Origin of the sequence: Zhurongbacter thermophilus, from assembly GCF_026184435.1 — a bacterium.
Classification (GTDB): domain Bacteria; phylum Coprothermobacterota; class Coprothermobacteria; order Coprothermobacterales; family JAADFF01; genus JAADFF01.
This window is the reverse complement of the sequence record NZ_CP046447.1, coordinates 1,547,726-1,569,904: the sequence shown is the minus strand read 5'-3', so window position 1 is coordinate 1,569,904 and position 22,179 is coordinate 1,547,726. Positions and strand designations below refer to the sequence as shown.

General features: G+C 41.6%; 14 protein-coding genes. 9 read left to right on the top strand and 5 right to left on the bottom strand.

The window, feature by feature from the left end; genetic code table 11:
• Positions 1-49 precede the first annotated feature (49 nt).
• From GM182_RS07735 to GM182_RS07725, 3 genes are all read left to right on the top strand, one after another.
• Positions 50-3,805: a copper amine oxidase N-terminal domain-containing protein gene (locus GM182_RS07735; RefSeq protein WP_449186534.1), complete on the top strand. Its 3,756-nt coding sequence runs from the start codon at positions 50-52 to the stop codon at positions 3,803-3,805.
• A 196-nt stretch (positions 3,806-4,001) separates the two neighbouring features.
• Positions 4,002-7,967 (top strand): stalk domain-containing protein, encoded by a 3,966-nt coding sequence (locus tag GM182_RS07730; protein ID WP_449186533.1) that lies wholly within the window; start codon positions 4,002-4,004, stop codon positions 7,965-7,967.
• A gap of 218 nt (positions 7,968-8,185) precedes the next feature.
• Positions 8,186-9,070 carry a hypothetical protein gene (locus tag GM182_RS07725; RefSeq protein ID WP_449186532.1) on the top strand — a complete coding sequence of 295 codons (885 nt, stop codon included), beginning with the start codon at positions 8,186-8,188 and terminating at the stop codon, positions 9,068-9,070.
• 65 nt (positions 9,071-9,135) lie between these two features.
• Here GM182_RS07725 and GM182_RS07720 read toward each other — a convergent pair whose 3' ends face one another.
• The 5 genes from GM182_RS07720 to GM182_RS07700 form a co-directional block, all read right to left on the bottom strand.
• Positions 9,136-9,630, bottom strand: coding sequence for a hypothetical protein (locus tag GM182_RS07720; protein WP_449186531.1), 495 nt, complete (start codon positions 9,628-9,630; stop codon positions 9,136-9,138).
• A gap of 228 nt (positions 9,631-9,858) precedes the next feature.
• The gene (locus tag GM182_RS07715; protein WP_449186530.1) at positions 9,859-10,803 is read right to left on the bottom strand and encodes a hypothetical protein; all 945 of its coding nucleotides are present in this window, start codon (positions 10,801-10,803) and stop codon (positions 9,859-9,861) included.
• Entirely contained in the window at positions 10,796-11,659 is an 864-nt protein-coding gene (locus GM182_RS07710; RefSeq protein ID WP_449186529.1) for a DHH family phosphoesterase, read from the bottom strand. The genes GM182_RS07715 and GM182_RS07710 overlap by 8 nt, the downstream gene beginning before the upstream one ends.
• A gap of 45 nt (positions 11,660-11,704) precedes the next feature.
• Positions 11,705-14,914, bottom strand: a complete 3,210-nt coding sequence (locus GM182_RS07705) for a GGDEF domain-containing protein (RefSeq protein ID WP_449186528.1) — start codon at positions 14,912-14,914, stop codon at positions 11,705-11,707.
• 98 nt (positions 14,915-15,012) lie between these two features.
• Positions 15,013-18,171 (bottom strand): GGDEF domain-containing protein, encoded by a 3,159-nt coding sequence (locus GM182_RS07700; RefSeq protein WP_449186527.1) that lies wholly within the window; start codon positions 18,169-18,171, stop codon positions 15,013-15,015.
• 152 nt (positions 18,172-18,323) lie between these two features.
• On the opposite strand from GM182_RS07700, the gene GM182_RS07695 reads away from it, so the two are divergent.
• The 6 genes from GM182_RS07695 (at position 18,324) to GM182_RS07670 (ending at position 22,178) form a co-directional block, all read left to right on the top strand.
• The gene (locus tag GM182_RS07695) at positions 18,324-19,028 is read left to right on the top strand and encodes a vWA domain-containing protein (RefSeq protein ID WP_449186526.1); all 705 of its coding nucleotides are present in this window, start codon (positions 18,324-18,326) and stop codon (positions 19,026-19,028) included.
• Positions 19,025-19,591: a hypothetical protein gene (locus tag GM182_RS07690; RefSeq protein WP_449186525.1), complete on the top strand. Its 567-nt coding sequence runs from the start codon at positions 19,025-19,027 to the stop codon at positions 19,589-19,591. The genes GM182_RS07695 and GM182_RS07690 overlap by 4 nt, the downstream gene beginning before the upstream one ends.
• The gene (locus GM182_RS07685) at positions 19,585-20,289 is read left to right on the top strand and encodes a protein phosphatase 2C domain-containing protein (RefSeq protein WP_449186524.1); all 705 of its coding nucleotides are present in this window, start codon (positions 19,585-19,587) and stop codon (positions 20,287-20,289) included. The genes GM182_RS07690 and GM182_RS07685 overlap by 7 nt, the downstream gene beginning before the upstream one ends.
• The gene (locus GM182_RS07680; RefSeq protein ID WP_449186523.1) at positions 20,276-21,169 is read left to right on the top strand and encodes a lipopolysaccharide kinase InaA family protein; all 894 of its coding nucleotides are present in this window, start codon (positions 20,276-20,278) and stop codon (positions 21,167-21,169) included. The genes GM182_RS07685 and GM182_RS07680 overlap by 14 nt, the downstream gene beginning before the upstream one ends.
• Before the next feature lie 249 nt (positions 21,170-21,418).
• Entirely contained in the window at positions 21,419-21,838 is a 420-nt protein-coding gene (locus GM182_RS07675) for a bacteriohemerythrin (RefSeq protein ID WP_449186522.1), read from the top strand.
• Between the two features lie 46 nt (positions 21,839-21,884).
• The gene (locus GM182_RS07670) at positions 21,885-22,178 is read left to right on the top strand and encodes a DUF4282 domain-containing protein (protein ID WP_449186521.1); all 294 of its coding nucleotides are present in this window, start codon (positions 21,885-21,887) and stop codon (positions 22,176-22,178) included.
• The last annotated feature ends 1 nt before the right edge of the window (position 22,179 follow it).

Sequence of the window (22,179 nt, the reverse complement as noted above, 5' to 3'; positions counted from 1 at the left end):
AGGAATAACATACTTGGGGGAAATATCCCTTGAGAAGGAGGGTTTTTCTATGAAGAAATTGTTAGTTAGTGTTTTGAGTGTGGCATTGATGCTAATGTCATTTGCTTATGTTCCTTATGCCACTGCCGCACCCACATATTCCCTTTATAGCGTTGCTTTAGATGCTCCTACATATACATCTGATCCCGGTGCTACAACTGTTGATGCCACTATTACACTTACATTAAACTATCTCAATGATGTGGCATCATCTCAGACCTTCACGGGTACTGCATATCTGATAAGAGATGATGTGGTTGTTGATACATCTGCGTTTTCTGTTAGCGCACCATCTACGGTTGTAACGTCTACTACCCGTACTGTTACAGTTTCCCTTAATACTGGTGCAAGTACTATTTCATATCTCAAGTTGAAGGTTGATGTAAAAGATAGCTATACAGGAGTTGTGAAATCCACATATAAGCTTCTCTATGTTTCCAATGCAGGTTACAAGATGACAGACTTGTCTGTTTCTTCTGTCAAAGTACCATATGGTGATGTTGTACAGGCAAAGGTTTATGACTATAATGGTAATCCCACAGATGGTTATCCCGGTGAACTTATATATGCTCCAACAGGAGCTGTTATCAACACGGCAACTGTTACCAGTGGCATTTTGCTCATGGTAGCCAATATGACAGATGAAGGAGATTATATCCTCCAGAGTGGCTTGGCTAAGGCTGTTATAAAGGCGAGATATAATTTCCAACTGACGGCACCAACTTCCGCTGTTCTTTCAGGTGATCCCGTTGTTATTAGTGGTAAGGTCACAGATGCTAACAACAATCCAGTTTCAGGTGTTAGCATGTGTCTTTATAATACTTCTGATAACTCGATTAATCTTCCAGTCATAACAATAGGAACAACCTCTGATAATGGATTGTTTGCCGGTGTTTGGTCTACAACAGGTCATGAACCGGGCACCTATTATGTAGGTGTATGTGGTTTATATCATGGGCACGACTATGCCTCTGTAGTTTTAAAACCCAGAACATTCTCATTGACTTCCAATGTTTCCGAAGTTTATGCTGGACTTCCAAGAACCCAAACTATAGAGCTTACATTGAAAAACGGTAGCGATCCTTTGGGTAATGCTTCTGTTTATTACACTGTAAAAAATAACAGCACTGTTATCTACAACAATGTATCTGTTTCTACAGATCCCAATGGTGTCTTCTCCATTACCCTTCCTGTTGGTCTTTCAACAGGTAATATCAGTGTATCTGTTAATGCAGAGACATCTGCGGGAGTATGGGGAGAGGCAAGCATCAGCATTCCTGTAGTGCTTCCTCAGAAGATTTCTTATCAGCTTAGTGGTTTGAGTAATCCTCTCCATGTTCAGGATTACACAGTTGTTGTCAATGCACTTTCCAATGTCAATCCACCTAACACTATTGACTACATAAAGGTTTCTATTAGTGGTCCTGCTATTGCCGAAGGCTTGGATACATCTCGTACAGGAACTATCTCCAATGGTGGTAGCTTTGTTCTAAAGGTTCTGAGCTATGGCACGGTAAAGATTACTTTGGATTCAACCGATAGCGCTGGAAATAGGGTTGTGAAAACTTATAGTTATTCTGTTGATGGTTATAAGGTTCAGTACAATAAGACCCAGTTTACCGTTGGTGACAAGGCTACTATTATCGTTAAAGTTACCGATGGTAGTGGGACCCCAATTAACAATGCCTATGTAAAGCTGGTTGCCAGCCGTACAGGTGTATTTGATACCTCTTCTGGTGTGGTTGATACCATGTCAATCAATGGTGCTGTGAGCAATGTGGTCGGTGGAAATTACATATTCACGGCAACACTGCTCAAGTCTGCCGATATCGATGTATTTGTTTATAAGAGTGATGGAACAACCCTTATGTATAGGGGATACAAAGTGCTTACCATTAATCCTATACTTGACTTGCAGATGACAGTTTCTCCCGAAAAAGTTATAGGTGGTTTCTCTACACCTGTAAAAGTTGGTGTTAGAGATAAAAATGGTAATGGTGTAGATGCCTATGTTTACCTTAAAGATGAGGAGGGTAATGTTCTTTCTACCCAATATGTCAGTGCTTCTAATCCTACCACAACATTCACCGTTCTCATGAATCCCGGTGAAAAGTATGAAGTGTTTGCTTTGAGCACAGATGCATCTCACGGAGCAAAGAAGTATATTGAAGCCTATCCAGTCATGATAAACTTTTCTCCACAGGACGGTCTTATCACTGCAGGTGAAAAAGAAGCTATTAGTGCTACACTTCTCAATCCATTTAACAACTTGCCTATATCAGTTGATAGCATATCCATTACCCCTATTAACGCCGAACTTCAAAACGTTGAAGGTAGTCTCTCTGTTAGCAATACATCTGGCATAAAGGCTACATTTACAGCTTCAGTTCTCAATACATCTACCGATGCTTTTGTTGAAGTAAAAGTTGTTAATGAGGGTAAGGTTCTCTTCGATAAAAAACTGAAGATTGTCCCTCCTGTTCTAAAAGTTTCTCCTCCATATGGCTATGTTGGTGTATCCAATACCTTTAATATTCAGCTGACCGACGCACATAATCAGCCTCTTGCCGGTAGGCTTATTAAGGTTTATCAGGGTTCTACAATTGTTGGCAATGTGACAACAGGTGCCGATGGAAAGGCTGTGTTTAACTACAATGCTGCAAATACCGGTATTTTGACATTTAAATACGGTAAGTATGCCAGCGTTGATGTTGTTCTGCAGGTTGATATGATAGCCCCAGAAATACTTAGCGTTACACCATCTACTGGTACAACCGTGCATAAGAATAGACTGGATGTTATGGTTGTTGTTAAGGAGGATCAAACTTATGTGAAAGAGGTTATCGCGAAGAATATCACAACAGGTGATATCACATATGGTATCTTCACTCAGTCTACTGGCACTATTACTGCAAGATTGATTTTGCGACTGGCCGAAGGAGAAAATACCTTTGTTATTCAGGCTATAGATGCTGCCGGTAATGTATCTAATCCTGTATTCTACAAAGTTACTTATGAGATTCCTGTTGACAATACACCACCTCAGATAGTAAGTATCAATCCGGCAAATGGTTCCACTCTAACAGAGGATACCGTCAAGGTAATGATGTCTATTGAAGATGACACAGCTCTTGATGCCGTATATGTAGACTATGAACCTATTCAGAAGAACATCATGATGAAAAAGACCGTTGTTTACTTCACATTGAAGCTCAAAGAGGGTAAAAATGTATTTAACATAGTCGTTACCGATAAGGCCGGTAACATTACCAAGTACGATTATGTTCTTTACTATCATAACCCAACGGTAGAAATAGTTCTGAGGATAGGCTCTCAGTTCTATAAGGTGAAAGGTAAGACGAAGATTATGGATGCAGCACCATTTATCGATCCAAGATATAGCAGAACAATGGTTCCATTAAGGTTCATAGCCGAGGCACTTGGTCTCAATGTAGGTTGGGATAAAAATACAAGAATGGTAACCGTTACCGGTACGCTTGGAGGTGTATCCAAGGAGATTAAGATACCGATGGGCGATCTCAAGAAGGTGAAGATAACGCTCGGAGGACAGCAGGTATACATTTATGAGTCTACAGGTATAGTCTATGTTGATGGTATGAAAGTCGATATTGCCAAGGCAGGTTGGGGTAAACCTCTTATTTATCAAAATAGAACATTTGTTCCTATCAGGTTTATAGCGGAGATATTTGGTTGTCAGGTAGACTGGTTGCCACCAGATACTATCAAGATTACCTACACTCCATAAGATTCGCATGTGAAAGGTATTAAAAGGGAGGGAGTTTGTTCCCTCCCTTTTTCATTTGAAAAGTGTCAACTTTTATTGACACTGCCACAAAAGATTACATATGTAGGTTTGTCTTTTACTCTTTACATCGGTAGAATTAGTATTGGAACATACCCGTTCCTACAAAAATTTTTAATGAAAGGAGGTAAGTGCGGGTATGAAAAAACTAACAGTTTTTGTCGTCGCACTTGCGATGATGTTTACATCTTTCGTTGTCATGCCATTTGCTCCCGCAGCTTACGCCGCAAATGATGTTTCAGTTACTGCAGCATACACAATAAATGATCTGGCTCCATCTTCTTTGCCAACAACTGATGCTCTTCGTGGAGCAACAGTTTCTATGACAGCTACCTTTACAATTGACACAGCCACAGATATAGAAATTCCTGTAACGGTTTCTCTTGTTACCGATTTGGGTGTTGTTGCATCTACAGATGCAACTGTAACCTTTACAAGTTCTGCTTCCACAGCAACAGCAAGCTTTACCTTTACCGGTGTTGATACAAGAGAAGGTGCCAGTGACCTTGGTGCTTTTGGTTCTTATTTGAAGGTTGTCGTTGCTGGTTCCGCAGCTGACTATGTTGTCAACTATTCCGAGGTTGTATGGACTGCTGACAAGGTTACTATTACTGGTTTCCAGTCCAGCTACGACTTTGAGCAGAATGTCACACTTCAGGGTTCTGTGAAAGATGCAGCCGGTCAGGCTTTGACAGGTTCCTTAGCCATTGTTCATCTTGGTACGGTAAGAGCTCCTGAATTTGATCAGGAGGCAACAACCAATGTGGTTTCTGGTCTCTATGTCTACGCAGACTTTGGCTTCAACAAGACAGGTTACTATGAGGCAATCTTTGCCGATGATCCTACGAAGATTGCCGAAGGTTACTACTCTGTTGGTGCCAGGTCTTTTGTCGATGCCAAGTTTGAGCTTCTTTCTCCAACAGGCGATCTTGAGCAGGGTGCTTCTTATGTCTTTAAGGCAAAGTATTATTCTGTCCAGGATCCATATACCCTTCCAGAGGGTCCACTTTATCTCTATGACCAGAATGGTAATCTGATTGATACCATTGCAGAGCAGGATGTTACCGATGCCGCTGGTGTAACAGTTGCCTATTATGCAAAGGTTATCACTGTTGATCCCGGTGTTACATCTATTACAGTAGTATCTCCTGGCCCAACAGCAACACCAGCTAACACATTCTATAGCACAGATCTTACATCCTTTACTGTCAAGCCTAAGGATGCTTCCTATTCTATTGACAGAACAGAGCTTCCTGGCTTTGTTGATGCTCCAACAACAACAGTTATTACCGATCAAGATATTACATTCTCTGTGAAGGATGTTTCTGGTAATGCCCTTACCGGTACACTTACCTACACCGTTCAGTACTACAACAATGGTGTAGTTCAGTCCGATAAGACAGAAAATGGTGAGCTTGCCATCTCCAGTGGTGCCGGTGTTCTCACCATCCCAGCTTCTAAGCTGGCAGACCTTGGTGAGGGCAATGACTATGTGACCATCACAGGTTCCTTTGTGGATAGCAATGGTTATATCTATAAAGGTTTCTCCTTCAAGTTGCCAGTTCTCATCATCAAGGGTGTTGTTCTGACATCTGATCTTGGAGATTCTGTAAGTGTTGGTACAACTACATTTAACTTCAATCTTATGAAGAAAGATGGCCTTGCAACAGGAACATTCACCCTTTACTATGCTCTTCTTAAGGCTCCTGAGGGCACAACTGGTATGCCTATCGTTCCAGAGGGTGTAACAGATGTTAAGGCTTGGTTGAAGGAATATGGTACAAAGGTTGTTTCTGCAACCACACCTGAGGTTTCTATTCCTGCATCCTTTAATGCTATTCAGGCAGGAGATTTAGAGGTTGTAGCATATGTCATTCTCACCGATGAGAACGAGACATCCGAGGCATATGAGACATTCTCTACATTTGTAAGTGGTTTCAATGTAGAAAATCTTGGTACCAAGACAGCCACATATGGTGAGCCTGTAACCATTAAGATTAAGGTTACCAAGACAGATGGAACACCTATTAACAATGCCAAGGTTGTTCTCTATGTGAGTGATCCAACTGTAAATATCGTTCCAGATGTATTTGCTAAGAAAGCTTCTATATCTGATTATCAGAAGATTGATATCAATGGTCAGGTAACGAATATTCTTGGTGGAATCTATGACTTTAATGCCGTTTGGGGTAACGTAGTTGACTTTACCGCTAAGAAGGCTATTACTGTATATGCAGAAGTATATGATTCTAATGGTGACCGCAAAGCAGTAGATGTCCCCGTTGTTAAGATCAACCCAGCAAATGATATTACTGTTAAAGAAAATGGCGAGATTATACCCGGCGTGGAGAGCAACTTCTCCATTGATGTATCTGGTGTGCCTTCTGGTGTAACATACTCCTTTGTGATAGAGGGTCCAGATGGTTCTATTACAGCTTCTGCTGCAGGCCTTACTGTGACATCTTATCCATTTACAGCTGCAGTTCTTGGTTATGGCACATATAAGGTTACCGTGACAACAGATGATGGTAACCATGTTGGTTACACCACATTTGAGGTCAAGCCTGTTGATGTGACCGCAAACAAGGATACCCTTACAGCAGGTCTTAAGTACACCCTTACAGGTTCTCTGACCTACAACGGTGATGCCTACACGGGTGCCATCTATGAGCTTAAGGGTTACTATGCTGATGGTACTTCTACCGTTATCGATGATACATCTGCAGCTGATGCAGACAATGTATATTCCTTCAGCTCTGTTGCAATTTCTCCTGACTACACCAAGCTTGTACTCGTAGTAAGAAGAAATGGTGTAGAGGTTGCAGAGAAGGAGTTTGCTGTTGGTCCTATCTCCATTAAGGTTAAAGATATCAACGGTGACTATGTTGATGCTGGCAGCGATGTTATCGTTGGCTATGCTGGTGCCAAGTTTACCTTTGAGGGTAAGGTCGCCGAGGCCGATGGTACACCTATTGCAGGTGCTGTTGTTACCGTCAAGGTAGCAGGTGTAACAAGTGCCGTTATCTCTACCGATAATGAGGGTAAGTTTGCCGTGGTTCTCAAGCCAATGGCAGTTTCCTATATCGACTTCTCCATTGCAAGAGACGATTTCATTGCTCCATTTGAAAAAGAAGTTGCCGTTGCAATGGATAGAGAGGCTCCAACAATCCAGATTACAGAGCCTGCCGATATTTCCAAGCCAATCCAGACACAGGAAGGCTCTATCAAGATTGCTGGTACTGTCTCTGATAATGTCGGTGTAGACAGAATCATCGTTATTGTCAATGGTGTGCCTGCAAAGGTCGTCGTTCCTGTCGCTGGTTACTTCAGCACAGTTGTCGATCTTGAGCCCGGAACAAATACCATTGTCTTGAAGGCTTACGACCTCAATGGCAATGAGGCACAGTCTGATGTCATCACTGTTGAGTACACCGAGCCTGTAGACGATCAGGCACCAACCATCAACATTACAGCTCCTGTCATTCCTGAGGGAATGGTTGTCTACGAGACAGATCAGCCTGTCGTCGTAGTTAAGGGTACCGTATCCGATGAGGGTACAGGTGTCAAGGCTGTATATGTTAATGGTGAGCAGGTAGACCTGATTGGTGATACCTTCGCCAAGAAGGTAGAGCTTACTCAGGGCTCCAATGAGATAGAGATTGTGGCTATAGACTATGCTGGCAACATTGCCAAGACAAGCATCACTGTAGTCTACGATCCATATCTCAACAAGCTCGTCATCGAGCTTGCTCCCGGTAGCCAGTTCTACAAGGTCAACGGTGAGACAAAGGTTATGGATGTTGCTCCATTCATCAATGATGCCGGTCGTACCATGGTACCTGTAAGATTCATTGCTGAGGCAATGGGACTTGCCGTACAGTGGAATGCCGAGAAGAGACAGGTTGTCATCACTGGTGAGCAGACAGAGGTCATTCTTACCATCGACTCCTGCATCGCCATGGTTGACGGTACACCTGTCAAGATGGATTCTAAGGCAGTCATTGTTGACGGTAGAACATTCGTACCACTGAGATTCGTAGCTGAGGCCTTTGGCTTCGAGGTACAGTGGAACGCTCCAGTAATCACACTTATCAAGCAGAAATAATGCTATAAGGTAGTAATAAAGGGGCTCGGCCTAGCGCCGGGCCCTTTTTTGTTTTTGGATATCATGAGAATCTTCCTTTATTTGCTATTTTGATAGGGAAAGATATCCCCCTCTTTTCCATAGAGGAACTTGCGATAATGGGAGTCAGGGAAGACTTTTTATTATTTACTTCAAAAATTATAGATATATCTTTTTTTTCTATGGCATGGGGAGGGCATTTGCAAACAGATAAAGAGGCAGTACGACTACTCTGTTGCCAACGGCTTATAGGTCATGGAAGAGAGTTGGTATACGATATGGTTGAGGACAATGTTGTGTTCTTAAAGAGGTATGTGGCATGTGGAATTGGTGCCTTTGTGGCTATAGCAGATTCTTCTCCTACCGGTTCGTCAGATGATACTTTGTATGATGGATGGAGCACATATGACGATGCCCAGTTTGCCATAAATGTAGTGAAATATTTGGTAGGTTTTTCAGGTGATTCTTCTTCCTCCTCTGATGGTTCAGCAAAGATTTTGCTTGTAGATGATGATGCTGGTGCTAGCTATGAAAGTTATTATGAAGGTGCCCTTGATAGTTTAGGTGTGAGTTATGATGAAGTATCAGTGGATTATGGAGAAACGCTTTCTGGTGTTGATTTGAGTAGTTATGACTTGGTTATCTGGGTCACCGGACAAGATTACAAATATACATTGCTACCGTCTGATAGGTCTCAAATTGAAGATTATGTAAGTAATGGTGGCAAGGTGGTGTTGTTTGGTCCGGAGGTTGGTTATGCATCTTATAAGTATGGCTGGGAAAATTGGCTGGGTGACGTTTTCGGTGCAGATTATGTAAAGGGGGTCAGTGGTACGTATCTTACCATATCGGGGGATTATGTGTTTGATGGGCTTAATGCCTATGTTAATGCCAAATATACTTGGACTAATGTCTTTAAGCCTCTTTCGGGCTATTACATAGATATAGAGGATAAATATGGAAGTGGTTTGGAAATCACAGGTAAGAATACATTGCTATTTGGATTTGGTCTTGAGCAGGTTACTTATTCCAGTGACAGGCAGGAGATTATGAAAGATGTTCTTGAATATCTGCTGGATAATTAAGTATGACTATAAATAAAGAGGGGGGCACCAACTGGTGCCCCCCTCTTTCAAGATATTTGCTTGGTTTAATCTTCCTCGGCTACGACTTTTACATTTCCAATCTTAACATTCTCTATGGTGGCATCCATGAGGTCCATCATGCTGTGAAGTTCTTTTTTGTCTGTTTTAATGTATAGCCTTCCCTCGACGTAATATTTTTCTGCATCTTTACCTGTGATTTTCTTGGCTATCTCTTTGTCTTCATCTCCTATGGGTACGCGGAGTATGAGTATAAGTGTATCTTTGTCAAAGTCGTAGTCGCTTTCTACAACGTCATCCATTATCTTTTTTTCGTCATATGGGTATACTTCTTTGCGTATGTTTTTCAGGTCGTCTGGTTCTTCCCCAAGCTCTCCAAATGTTTTTCCTTTATAGTCTTCAAATGCACTGGCTGTGACTTTGAGAGCTCGCTTCATCCAGTCTTTAGTCTTATCTAGTTTGGCTGAAGAGGAGTTTCCACAGCCAACAAGCACAGAGATAATAATGGCGAGGATGATGATGCCAGACAATACTTTTCTCATGGTGCATACCTCCTCTGATAGATTGTGCATATATATTTTATCGAAGTGCAATTTTATATACATTGTTTACAGATTGGAGTATGTTGAGGTTTCTAATTGAAGGATTATTGTGAAATTCGTATGTAGATTATGTTTCTATTGATAGTATAAAATGAAATTGTTTGAATAATGTACTGCCATAAGTTTTTGGCTTGGGTAGGTGTAAGAAAAAATATGCTTATTAGTTTGTTACTTGCCCCCAATTCTTACTTTAGATGTGCGGGTGTAGTCTTTCAGAAGATACTTGGACCTCCACAGATCGGGTAGGACGAGGACACCTACAAATCCTATGAGAGACAGTATTAAAAGCATAAGTGTAGATATGCCATAGCTTATTGGTGCTAAAATCCCCATAGCTATAGGATAATACCTTAGATAACCTCTACGATTTGATAGTAAGAAATAGGTGCCGAACAGGGTGAGAAGATACATGGCCCATGCCATAACAATCTGCATGTACAGGCCTACAGATAATGTTTCTACATCACCCTCTTTGAGACCTGTGGCTACAAAGAACACGGTGGCTATAATATAAAGCAGTGACAATGCACCTATCAAGACAGGAATACCCCATAGGGCTCCCCTCAGGTGCAGTAGCCTTTCTGGTATATCAAGAGGCTTTATGAGGACAAGGAGACCGCCAATGAGCAGTATGGTGCCAATGACAAAGCTGTAGGGGTGTCTAAAGAGCCATAGACTGTAGTAAATAAACATGTCAGGATAAGATACAATATTCCCATTAATAGATTCTTTTTTCAACTGGCCGCTGAGTTTCGTACCAATAAGCAGCGCTGAAGTTCTTACAGATGAAGGTTTTTCAAAGTGGATATTGCAACCCACGGCAAATATTGTGCCCGGTTTTATCTGAGTTTCTATGGTCATGTCAGCTCCATAGCAGAATAATTTAAAGAGATTGTAATTAGATGTAAGGTTGTAGCGTCCTCCCATGACAGTTAGCTGTTTGTGGCCTACACCATCATATATGAGATGGGCATTTCCGAGAAGTTCAAAAGAAACATTATTCTCTGTGTAAAAAGTGTCTTTTATAGCAATATCTTGTATTGGGGGGATATATATGAGAAGAAATACACCTAACACAAGGGTAATAAGTGCAAGTATTCTTTGTTTATTCATTTTTATCACCTTCTATCTGCTGTTTTATATATGGGAGGACATCGACCTTTCGTGAGAGTAGCTTATGGGTACCGGATAGTTTACCTAGTAGCGGTAAAAGATTTTTATTATCCGCTTTGCCTACAATAAGGCTTTCTCCTTTTTCTGGATCGGAAACAATATACAGACACATATCACATGAGAGGCTCCATATATACTCTGATACTGTCCGCATGATTTTCTCTTCTGATAGTGCGCCTGGGGCACGAAATTGCCCTATGGTTATAGAGTAGCCTCCTATGGTGTATGTTCGTGTGTCTGAATCAACTTGAAAATTGTTTAAATACACTTCTTTTAGCTTTTCCATAAACCAAGAGGTGTCTTTGCCCGTAATATACGATACATGTTTCAGTATGTTTATATCCCTTTCTGTGGCATGTAGTACACCACCGGCTGTGTCATCGCATATTCCAAAACCTATCATGATGGCCACATCTTCTGGCATGTCATATGGAAATAGTTCTGCCACCAGTGTTGATGTGGCACCGATAGGATCTATTACCATGTTGGGGGCGTAGAGATCTCCCTCTATATGGTGATCTATGATGGTATCTATAAAAGCATCTTTTAATAGAGGGTGAAGGGATACCGATGAGTGAAAATCAAGAAGGTGAATATGTTTCAAGTTGTCAAGAGGTTTTTCTATGTCTACAGGCTTTTTGATAGCATAAGTATTTAAAATCATATCTACAGCAGGATTGGTTCTATCGGGCACGAAGTATGGCATATTCATTGCCGTGCTGTATGCATAGGCAGAACCCACCGTGTCAGGATCTGATTTTATATGTGCTACTGCTATGTGCTTTATACTTTCCACAAAGACATCACCATATGCATTATATCAATGATGTGTTTACTATGTCTAATATGTCTTTAGTTCGTCATAATGTAAGATAAGATTTTTGCCCATCTGCTTAGCATGGTACATGGCCATGTCTGCCTGTCTGATAAGCTTGTGTAAACTGACTTTCGCTTTGGGTCTGGGGTAATATGTGCTAATACCTATGGAAACGGTTGTGGGTATATTGGTATTTTCTTTTATAGCTGTTTGTATTCTCTTTGCCACAAGTCGGGCTTCATCTTCGTGGGTGTCAGGTAACACGACGACAAACTCTTCACCGCCATATCTGCCTACATAGTCGGTAATTCTTATGCTGTTTTTAATCGCAGAGGCAACCATAGCCAGTATTCTATCGCCTTCGAGGTGGCCCAGTGTATCGTTTATACGCTTGAAGTTGTCAATATCTATAAATAGAACAGATAGAGGTGTTTTTTCACGTTTGGCAAGGGCTATCTCGCGCTCCAATATCTGGCTAATATACCACCGCGTATGCACATCTGTCAAGGCATCTTTAATGGCTTTCTCTCCGATGCGGATGTTTTCAAGAAGTGAAAGCACCATGTCTGCCCACATGTCAAGCCATGCAAGATACTCCTCGGAAAATGCCTTTTCTATGTACTTGTTTTCTGCGTATATAATGAGCTTGGTTCCACCTTCTCCCTGTTTCTTGATATAGATATAGGATGGAAGATGGCATAGTTCATATATCTTTCTGCTTCTGAGAAGTTTATCAGGATTTTTAATATGTGTTTCCATAAGTTGCCCTATGCCCTTGAATATGGAGTATTCCATGAAGTACTTTTCGTTACCGTCGGTATACATAATCCACATATGAGAAGATGGTAGGGTCAGATATGCCAGTACCTTTTTCAGAAGATCTTCTATGGTGGTAGATGATGCGAGAATAGTTGATACAGCGGTGATGAGAAGTTGAGATACATGGATACCAGCTAAATTTTTCAGACCATCGGCTTCTATATAGTGAGAGGGGATGCGGAGCACTTCGGCAATGTACTTAGCATGGGCTGCTTCTATATGCATGTATATAGAGAGTGCGTTGTGAAGATGGGTATGGTATGCTGGTAGGTTGCCCTCCATCTTGTATAGAGCACCTAAAAACAGCTCAAGTTGGGCTATCTCCGTTAGTTTGCCGTTTCTCAGAAGGTCTTTTTTTATCTCTTTGAGTTTGTTTATACCTTCTATGTATTTACCTGTTCTGACACTGCTATAGTACACATGTTTGTAACTCTGGTCGTATATCTTGTCATCCTCCGCGAAAATAGCATCTTTCAGTGTCATAAGATGCTCGAGATAGTGGTCGTATTTGTCTCCTAAAATTTCTTGCCATTTGGATAGATAGACGGTAGCCTTCTGTAGGTCCCCATTTTCTAAGGAATGTTCGGCTGCAATCCAATAGTAAAGGGCGATGTAGTTGCTGGGGATAGCTTTTTCATGCTTCTTTACGATTTTCTCCATCTCTTGCAGAATATCTTTAACCTGTTGGTAATAGCCATATTGTTGTTGTAGGTGTGCCAGTGCCCAGAGTACGGCAATGTAATCTTTGGGCTCCATGATACCAGACAGTATAGGTTTGAATGTTTCCCATATATTGATAATGTAGCTGTGCTTTTTCCCCAGTGGTGTAGAGAGGAAAATATAGTTTGCAAAGGGAATAATACTGCCTTCTATTGAATAGGCAAAGCTTGTTTCATATGCTTTGTAGGTCAGTAAGCTAATATCTAAGTGACTGTCAATACTGTTTCGAGACAGCAATATGGCAAGGTTGTTGTATAGAATACTCAGGTGCCATGGTATGTTATATTCTTTTGCTATGCGTATGCCTTTTTCGAGGTCTTTCAGTGCCTCGTTGTCCTTATGAAAAACAAGGTTGATACGGCTTCTGACAACACAACCTCTGACATTGATTTCAGGATCTCCAAAGTCTGTTGTACCAATGAAAAGGGTATAGCGTTGAGCCTTATCTGTATAGAAGTCTTTTTCTTTGTATATGATGAGTAGCATAGCATGGGCCAGTAAACTGTTGCGTATGGGATGATAGGTTTGTAGCTGCTTGTCTATGGTCTCTTTTACCAATCTTTTTAAATGAGCTGGTAGTTTGTCATATATCCATGACAGTGTAAAAAGGGCGACAGGGCTTGGAGTATACTCCGTTAGTAGTTTCTCTATAAGCTTGATTTCAAGATCGGACACATATTCTGCCACCCCGGCCAAGTATAAAAACATTTCGATATCTGTTTTACTGAGTTTGTCAAACCATGTTTTAACTATAGGTTCCATATGAGTGTGGGCCAGTCTGTAGAGTCTTCGCCTTTTCATCATTGAAATGTATATCTTCATAGATGCCAGTGCCCGTTTGTGGTTTCCCAGTCTGGTATACAGATAGGTGCGGGCATACATGCTGCCCGGTGTTTTTCTGTCAAGTATAGATAATATATGCAAAATGTCCTCATCTGATGCTTCATCTAATAATTCTCTGTATATACGCCTATCTGTAAATCGGACAAGTGCTCCCCATTCTTCCAGATAGCCTTCTTCTACAAGCTCCTTATAAAGTTTGTAGAATTTGCGTTTGTGCAGGAGTAATCTTCTTAAGCTCTTTTTTAACACATAGCCATATGATGGTAATCCCAGTAAGGCTATATAGGTCAAAAGTATACGCTTTTCGCCTTTGGGTATCATTGGAGTTGGTTTGTCATATCCTATATCTATGCGTGTGGCACTATCGTCTACCACTTTATCTGTAATAACTACTATATGATGTGGCCTATCTAAATTCATGTGCTTGATGGTTTCCAGTAGTTTGACCATATGATTGTTTTCATCAAACGGAAATTCTGACAATATCCATACAGGATGTTCATTTCCTGTATGTTGTGCTATTCGTTGTAGAAGATAGCCTATGGCATAGTAGACAATGGGGCCGTCTATGTCAGGGTATGGCTCAACATCTATATCTGCATGGGGGTATAGAGATTTAATAACCTTCCCGAGAAAACCCCCCATCTCATCGGCCACCGACTTAGGTGCCATTTTCCACAGGTGTCCTACAAGGGCGGATATACCATATGTTCCATCTTCGCGTATCAGTGGCAGGTGAAAATGATTTGTCGGTAATATGTGTTTGATATCTTCGTAGTTAAGTCCCTCTTGTTCTATATATGCTATATGAAACGTAGATTCTCTCTTGTTTAAAAATTCTAAAAGCTGCAATGTACATCACTCCATAAAAGTATGTAATGATTCTTACAAACAACTCTTACTATATTACCAAATTGGGGGGATATTATATGCAAAATTTATGCGGTGCTTTATATATTGCTATCTTTATATGCGGATATTTCTAATCCCATGCTCGTGGCTCGTCTCAATGATAGTGTGGCACCTGATATGAGAGAGTCTGACCGCTTGTACCTTGGTGGGTAGTCGATACTATCTATTCCCGCATGTAAGGATATACCCAGTCCTCTAAGTGCCTTACCCTTTTCTACTATACGCTTTGCCACAAGCTCCGCCTCATGTCCTGGTGTGCCCGGAAGTATAATGAGTATTTCCTCTCTACCTATCCTACCCGCTATGTCTACCTCTCTAATGTTCTGGGCTATAAGTTTTCCTACAGATTTCATAATATCTTCTTGCCACATGTCGCTAAGATATGTGTTTTTACTCATACCTACCACAATAACAGAAAGAGGGGCCTTTTCACGCTTTGCCCGTTCAAATTCTTTGCTGAGTCTGTGCCTGATATACCATGAAGAATACAGTCCTGTTTCTTCATCAATGAGTATCTTGCCACTTTCAGCCAGTTTGCTTGCCTTGGTAAGGATGTTTTCTGCCCATACAGAGAGTGCCATGAGGTGTTTTTCCTCAAATACGCCATCGACAAGCAAGTTTTGAGTGTATAAGAGAAGGGTTTTATCCCCCTCTCTTAGTTTTACATACATATAAGATGGAGAATATCCTATACCCTGATTGTCTATCATCTTGTGAATGGCACGGGGCTCTTTGTAAAAGCCCGGGAATATATCCTTTATGAGGGTATGTTCTCTGTAGTATTTTTTCTCACCTGATGTCAGTTGAACCCACGATGAAAAAGATGGTACGGGGATATATTTCAATATGTTTTCAAGGAACTCCTCCAGTGTAGATGCCTCTGTAACCTTGCTGATAACATACACTGAATGTCTGTCAAGAAGTGTTATAAGAATACTATCTTGAGGTGGTTTTGATGGCATGTGGGGTATACCGGCCTTTTTCATCATGTCTTTCGCGTGAGCCATTTCCATGTAAATGCTGAGGACAGCAGATAAGAATATGTGTTTCTTGGCAACATAGGGGTTGCCTGATAGTGTATATAGGTTGGCTAAGTATAATTCATCATATGCTGCAGATTGAAGGTTTCCGTCTTTGATGTCGTTCCAAAGGTGATGGCGAAGCATATCAATACCTGTGGATATATCTCCAGATTTAATGGCACTAGCATATGTGGTGAATGAGTCATAGTCACATACATTACTGCCCTCTTCTAAGGTGTCTAAGGCCTTGCTAATATTTCTCAGGTCCTCATCATCTCCCATTGTTTCCCTATACAGGTTTAAGTATTGTTTGGCCTCTTTGATTTTTAACTGTTTTTTATAAACGGTGTATCTCAGTATAAGATATATAGAATGTGTGAGCTTGCTGATGTCCTCTGTTTCAATGAGAGATGCCACCTTGTCTAATACATCATTGGCTCTATCAAGATAACCATAACTAAGGTGTGTGATGGCCTCGGCATGTAAGAGATTGACGATGCTTTCAGGGTTTAGTTTGGGTTTGAGTATTTCATACATTGTTTTAACGAGAGAACGCATGGCACTGTACTTAGCACCTGACTCACCGGCTAAGGCAACATAGTTTTGTAATGACACGGTGCTCCTCTGTATATCACCGTATAAAAATGCCAGTTCGAGAGATTTTTTTAGAATAGGCCCAAGCTTAAGGTCGTTTTCTACGCTCATCTGTTTCAGTGTGTACACGAGATTGTTATAGAGAATGCTAAGGTGAAAGTCCATCTTGTTTTCTATAGCTGCCTTTATGCCATCAAGTATATCTTTCAGTCCTTCGGCATACTTGCTGAACCATATATATATGCGACTCCTCATAATGAGGGCTTTGATTTTGGTGTCGGCATCAGATATATTCTTTCTACGGATATGTAGCATGGCTTCCTGCACATAGTGCATCGGTAGTGTATCCAGTGCGAAATATGCACCTAGTAGTGCGTATCCCAACATTGTTTCGTCTTCTGGTGTGACATTGTTAAAAGAAGCCTTTATAACATGTATAAGTTGAGAGAGCTTCTTTTTATCCAATTTCTTGCCTATCCATGCTATATCTATGGCAGCTTTGGGTGAAATGGTCTTTTGCTTGAGTATCTGTGCTATACCCTCTTTAACAAGGTCATCAACATAGCCTGATGCAGCGGCAATATTGATAAGGGCCTCCCAATCTTCTATAGATGCATGCTTTTTCAATTTCTCAAAGAGTGGAGTAATATTCTTCTGCCCTTCTCTGGGTATACCCTCTTTTTTGGTTTCATATATATACTTTCGAGCATATCGGAGTGCCCCTTTGTAATCTTTCATAAGCAGATGTAAAAATGAGGCTGTAAACAGGCGGGCAGATGATGTCTGGCTAAGAATGAAATCTAAGACGGCTTTTATTTCTTGCTTGCTTGCCGAATTTATAGCATGTTCCCATAGGGCCCTGTTGGGTATTTTCACGAAACCGTTAAGCTCCTCAATGATACCTTTGTCCCTCAGCTTGATATAACCTTTGTCAAGGTCAAGTTGAGAGACAAGGCTGTATGCCACAGTTCTCTTCATGTATCCATATGATGCAAAGGAGAGCAGTGATAACATACGAAGGGTCTTCCCCTCTTTGCCTTTAACGGTAGGTATTTTCTGCGAATCCTCAGGATATTCCAGTGGTGTGGCAAATAACATATGAGGTTTGTGGGATATGGCTATAATTTTGTGGGATATGTTGCCCTCTAGACCGTGTATTTCCTTTAAAAAGAGCCATAAGTTATTTTCTTCGTTGAGTGGAAATTCATCTATAACCCATACAAGCTTGTTTGTGCCTAAATATCGGGCTACCTTATCCATGAGATATGCGACGGTAAGGTACACGCCGCTGCCGTGAACATCTTTGTATGGACTGGTATTTGCTTTGGCATCTGGATACAGAGATTTGACAACCTTACCGACAAGCCCCCCAAGTTCTTTATAATCGTCTTCTCTGAGATATTGTGCGATGACTTTTACTACAGCACCTAAGCCAAATGCATCGTCTGTAATACCATGTACAACAATATGAGGAGTACCTGCAAGGTGTTCCTGTATATCATCTCCTGTAAGAGTAGGATGGTCTATATATCCTACACAAAAGCCCTTTTTATCGTCTTTAATAAAGTCCTCTATCCTCATATGTCATGTGTTCTCCTTTCACATAAAGTATTTTATCAAACAGCATATCTGTTTAAAGAGTTTGTGTTTAATATTAGAGAGTGGTTAGCGAAGTTCAAATGCATAGGTTTATTGTCGTAAAATAATAGCAGAAAGATGGTGGGGGTGATGATATGGGTATAGAGGAGCTCATTCCTGAAGAGTCTCAGGTGAAGTATCCCGGTGTGGAGAAGTGTCCCGTGGTGCTTCTTCTTGATACATCTGGCTCCATGTGGGGCGAACCGATACAGGAGCTTATGAAAGGAGTAGAGTCTCTTGTATCTGCTATAGAAGAAGACCCCAAGGCGAGGCAATCTGTAGAGATTGCCATTGTGACATTTGGCGAAGGGGTGCAGGTGCTACAAGACTTTGCACCTGTGGAAGATGTGAAACTAAAGGAGCTGCTGCCTAAGGGGACAACACCTATGGGTAAAGCCATCAAAGAGGCCCTTGATATGATTGAGTATCGCAAGATGCTTCTCAGGGGACAGGGGGCCCAGTATTACAGGCCATGGCTTGTGCTTATCACCGATGGTGAGCCCACAGATATGGAGCCCGGTAGTGCCATGTGGGAAGAGGTTAGAGAGAGGCTTATGGATGCTGAAAATCGTAAAAAGGTTATCACCTGGGCATTTGGCACAGAGAGTGCCAACTTTGAAAAACTAAAAATGCTCTTCCCCAAGGGTAGGGTATTCAGGCTAACAGACTATGAAAAGGGTTTCCAGAGCATGTTTACATGGTTGTCTTCGTCTCTCAAGATGGTATCTTCTTCCATGCCCGGAGACAAGGTCAAGGTGGAAAATCCCGCATCACTGGATGGTATTGAGATAGAGCTTTGATGCAATCGTATGCCATAGGTCCATATATCATCATGGCAGAGGAGGGTAGTGGTACCATATACAGCTTTTTAAAGGATGCACTCTCCTCTGCCATTGATGACTTTATGATATTTGGAAGTGGTGTCTTGTCCCATCTGTACCACGGGGAGGAACTTGTTCCATTTTCTATTGCCGTGTCCGTTGGCGACACGGTGATACCGGTTGTTGCTAGAGATCCAGAGGTTACATGGATAAAGCCCATTGTCATATCTCCTAGTCGTGATGTGGCCCGCAGACTTCAGAGAAGAACAGGTGTGCCCCATGCGTATCTTGAAGATATACCCGGTAAGCTGCTGGCTGCTGTGGAGGATATGACCCATGAGTTTTTCTATGGTGTTTCAGAGGATGAAACCATAGAAAGCCTTATCACCAAGTCCTATGTGTTTGCACTGGTAGGTAATCTTAAAAAGCTGACAAGTGTGTTTCACCTGCCACCTGATAGGAGGGCGTATGAGATATATGCCGAGAGATACCTTCCTATAGACTTTTTTTACTCCATGCCTCCGGGGTGGTCTTCGTGCTGAAATATGTATACGGCATAGCCACAGGTAGATCACATAAGATGCGAGGGGGGTGTGGAGCCGATAGTGCCCTTGCCATACTTGTAGGTGATACCCTTTACTTTGCCCTATCTGATGGTGCGGGCTCATCTAAGCTGTCCCATAGGGTATCTGATACGCTGGTATATGAAGCTATAAGGCTCATGATGTCGGGTATGGCTCCCCATGATATACCAGAGGTGCTTAGTATCCTTGTCAAAGAGATTTTTAGTGGAATAGACAAGAGGCATCTTTACGCTACGCTTGTGGTTGGCACCTATACGGGAGACACCTTAACATATGCATCTGTTGGGGATAGTGCCGTGCTGTATCGTACAGGTGGTGTGTGGTATGCCTCGGAGATTGTCAAGGGCGAATTTGCCAATGAAACGGTGTTTTTACTGTCTGAAGGCTGGAAGGATATGCTAAAGAAGGGACACGCTGAGGGTGTAGATGGGCTGGTAGTATCCAGCGATGGGCTTGGTGGGATTTACTTCTACTACAAGATGACAGAAGCGGGATGGTATATAGAGCCTCACGAGGCGTATCTTAATAAACTGCTTCACGCTGTGAAGACAGACACTTTAACTTACGACAATGTCGCAGAGCTACTTTATAATGAGAGGCTTATGGATATCAATGATGATGATAAGTCGGTGGTGATAGCCTATGCAGGTATTTAAAAAAGATGGAACTTCTCTCATGCTGAAGGACCGCATAGGTGGTGGTGGAGAGGGTAGTATCTACATCACCGATGAAGGGTGTGCCAAGATATACCATAAACCTTCCGTTGCCAGTGAAAATTTGCCTAAGGTTGTGAAACTTCAGAGCATATATTGGCAGTATGCCCAAAAAGACGATTATAAAGAGCTCTCTGCCCATGTTCTAGTACCCCACCATATGTTGTTTGATAGATTGGGTCGGTTTGTGGGTTTTCTTATGCCATGTTTGCCCCGTGATGACAATATGGTACTCATCAGTTATCTCGACTATCGTCAGATGAGAGCAGGAATGTTTCCGTGGGATATAAAGACACGAGCCCATATTGTTAGGAATATTACCCGCTATGTAGCACAGTTGCATACTGTGTCGGTGCTGCCCATAGATCTCAATGACCAGAATATTTTTCTGCATATACATGCTGATAAGGTTGAGGTGTTTTTTATAGATACCGATTCGTATCAGGTGGAGAGGATACCTGCCCGTGTCATAGCGGGAGATATTGCTCCCCCTGAGTTCTTTGACGGTATGCATCTGGCAGATGAGAGAAGTATGGTCTATGTACTGGCTGTTATCATTCATCGTATTATCATGGATGGTTTTTCACCATTTCAGTTTGTACGCCACAAAGATATATCCCCCTTTGAGGTAAAAAGGAAGGGATATTCACCACTGAGGTATAGTGAACTTCGTCCTCCCAAGGGTTATCCACCTATGGAGAGATTGGGTGTTTTGAAAGATATCCTCGCCCGTGCTATAGATCCCGATGTTTCACGTCGTCCTTCACTTAGTGTGTTATATGCAACTGTGGAAAAGTGGATAACATCTGTGGATAAGTTGTGACAAATTGCTTTTGTCCGAGTGTATAGAGAAAAACTCAATCATTTGTCACTTTTTCCCATGTATAAAGCACAAAGTTATCCACAGAAGCTGTGAATAATTGTGGATAAGTTTGGGAAAGTCCGTATTTATCGTGTGGATAACTATATATGTTGATAAGTGGATATTTATTATTTGCGCCCTATGAAATGTATAAATATGCACCGCATAAGGGTATAATGTTAGTGGATATGTACTTGGGAGGTGTCGTCATTGAAAAAGATTATCTGGAGCAAAGACCTGGAAACAGGTTTTGCTGTGATGGATATGCAGCATAGAGAACTTGTTAATAAGATTAATAAACTTATAGATGTTCTCCAAGGTGTTGATGACGAATTTTCTATGGACGAACTGTTTGTGTTTTTGGAGGAGTATGTAGATGTTCACTTCCGTACAGAAGAGATGTATATGGACCAAACAAACTATCCCGAGGCAGAGGAACACAAAAGACTTCATCGTTGGTTTGAAGAGAAGGTGAAGGAGCTTCACGCCAAATATCTCAAAGAGGGACGCAGTGCCTCCCTTGTTGAGGATGTAGAGAAATTTCTTATTGATTGGCTTGCAGACCATATTATGGGTACAGACAAGAAACTTGCCAAGTTTTTACTGGAGAAGCTCAAAGAATATCAGTGAGGTGGTAAGTACCACAATATATTAACCTCTAAGGGAGGTGCTTTAGATGTTTGATTTCAAATTTAGAAAGTTTATTACCCCTACAGTCGTAGGTATCATTTATGCCCTTGAACTTATTGGTGTTACCATTGGCGTTATTTACTTCATTGTTGAAGGGTTCCGCCAGAGCACTACCACAGGCCTTATGTATCTTGTTGGAGGAATTATTGGTTGGTTCCTGTGGGTTGTACTTATTCGTGTTATCAATGAGAGTCTTGTGGCCCTTACCCGTATTGCCGAGAATACATCAGAGCTTGTAGATCTTATGAAAAGAAACTCTGGCCCACCTACACTGGGCTAAG

What these genes read in the sequence shown, in the direction of transcription:
- GM182_RS07695 (WP_449186526.1), top strand. Translation starts at nt 18,324, where the DNA reads ATGGGTATAGAGGAGCTCATTCCTGAAGAGTCTCAGGTGAAGTATCCC.
- GM182_RS07735 (WP_449186534.1), top strand. Translation starts at nt 50, where the DNA reads ATGAAGAAATTGTTAGTTAGTGTTTTGAGTGTGGCATTGATGCTAATG.
- GM182_RS07670 (WP_449186521.1), top strand. Translation starts at nt 21,885, where the DNA reads ATGTTTGATTTCAAATTTAGAAAGTTTATTACCCCTACAGTCGTAGGT.
- GM182_RS07680 (WP_449186523.1), top strand. Translation starts at nt 20,276, where the DNA reads ATGCAGGTATTTAAAAAAGATGGAACTTCTCTCATGCTGAAGGACCGC.
- GM182_RS07730 (WP_449186533.1), top strand. Translation starts at nt 4,002, where the DNA reads ATGAAAAAACTAACAGTTTTTGTCGTCGCACTTGCGATGATGTTTACA.
- GM182_RS07715 (WP_449186530.1), bottom strand. Translation starts at nt 10,803, where the DNA reads ATGAATAAACAAAGAATACTTGCACTTATTACCCTTGTGTTAGGTGTA.
- GM182_RS07700 (WP_449186527.1), bottom strand. Translation starts at nt 18,171, where the DNA reads ATGAGGATAGAGGACTTTATTAAAGACGATAAAAAGGGCTTTTGTGTA.
- GM182_RS07720 (WP_449186531.1), bottom strand. Translation starts at nt 9,630, where the DNA reads ATGAGAAAAGTATTGTCTGGCATCATCATCCTCGCCATTATTATCTCT.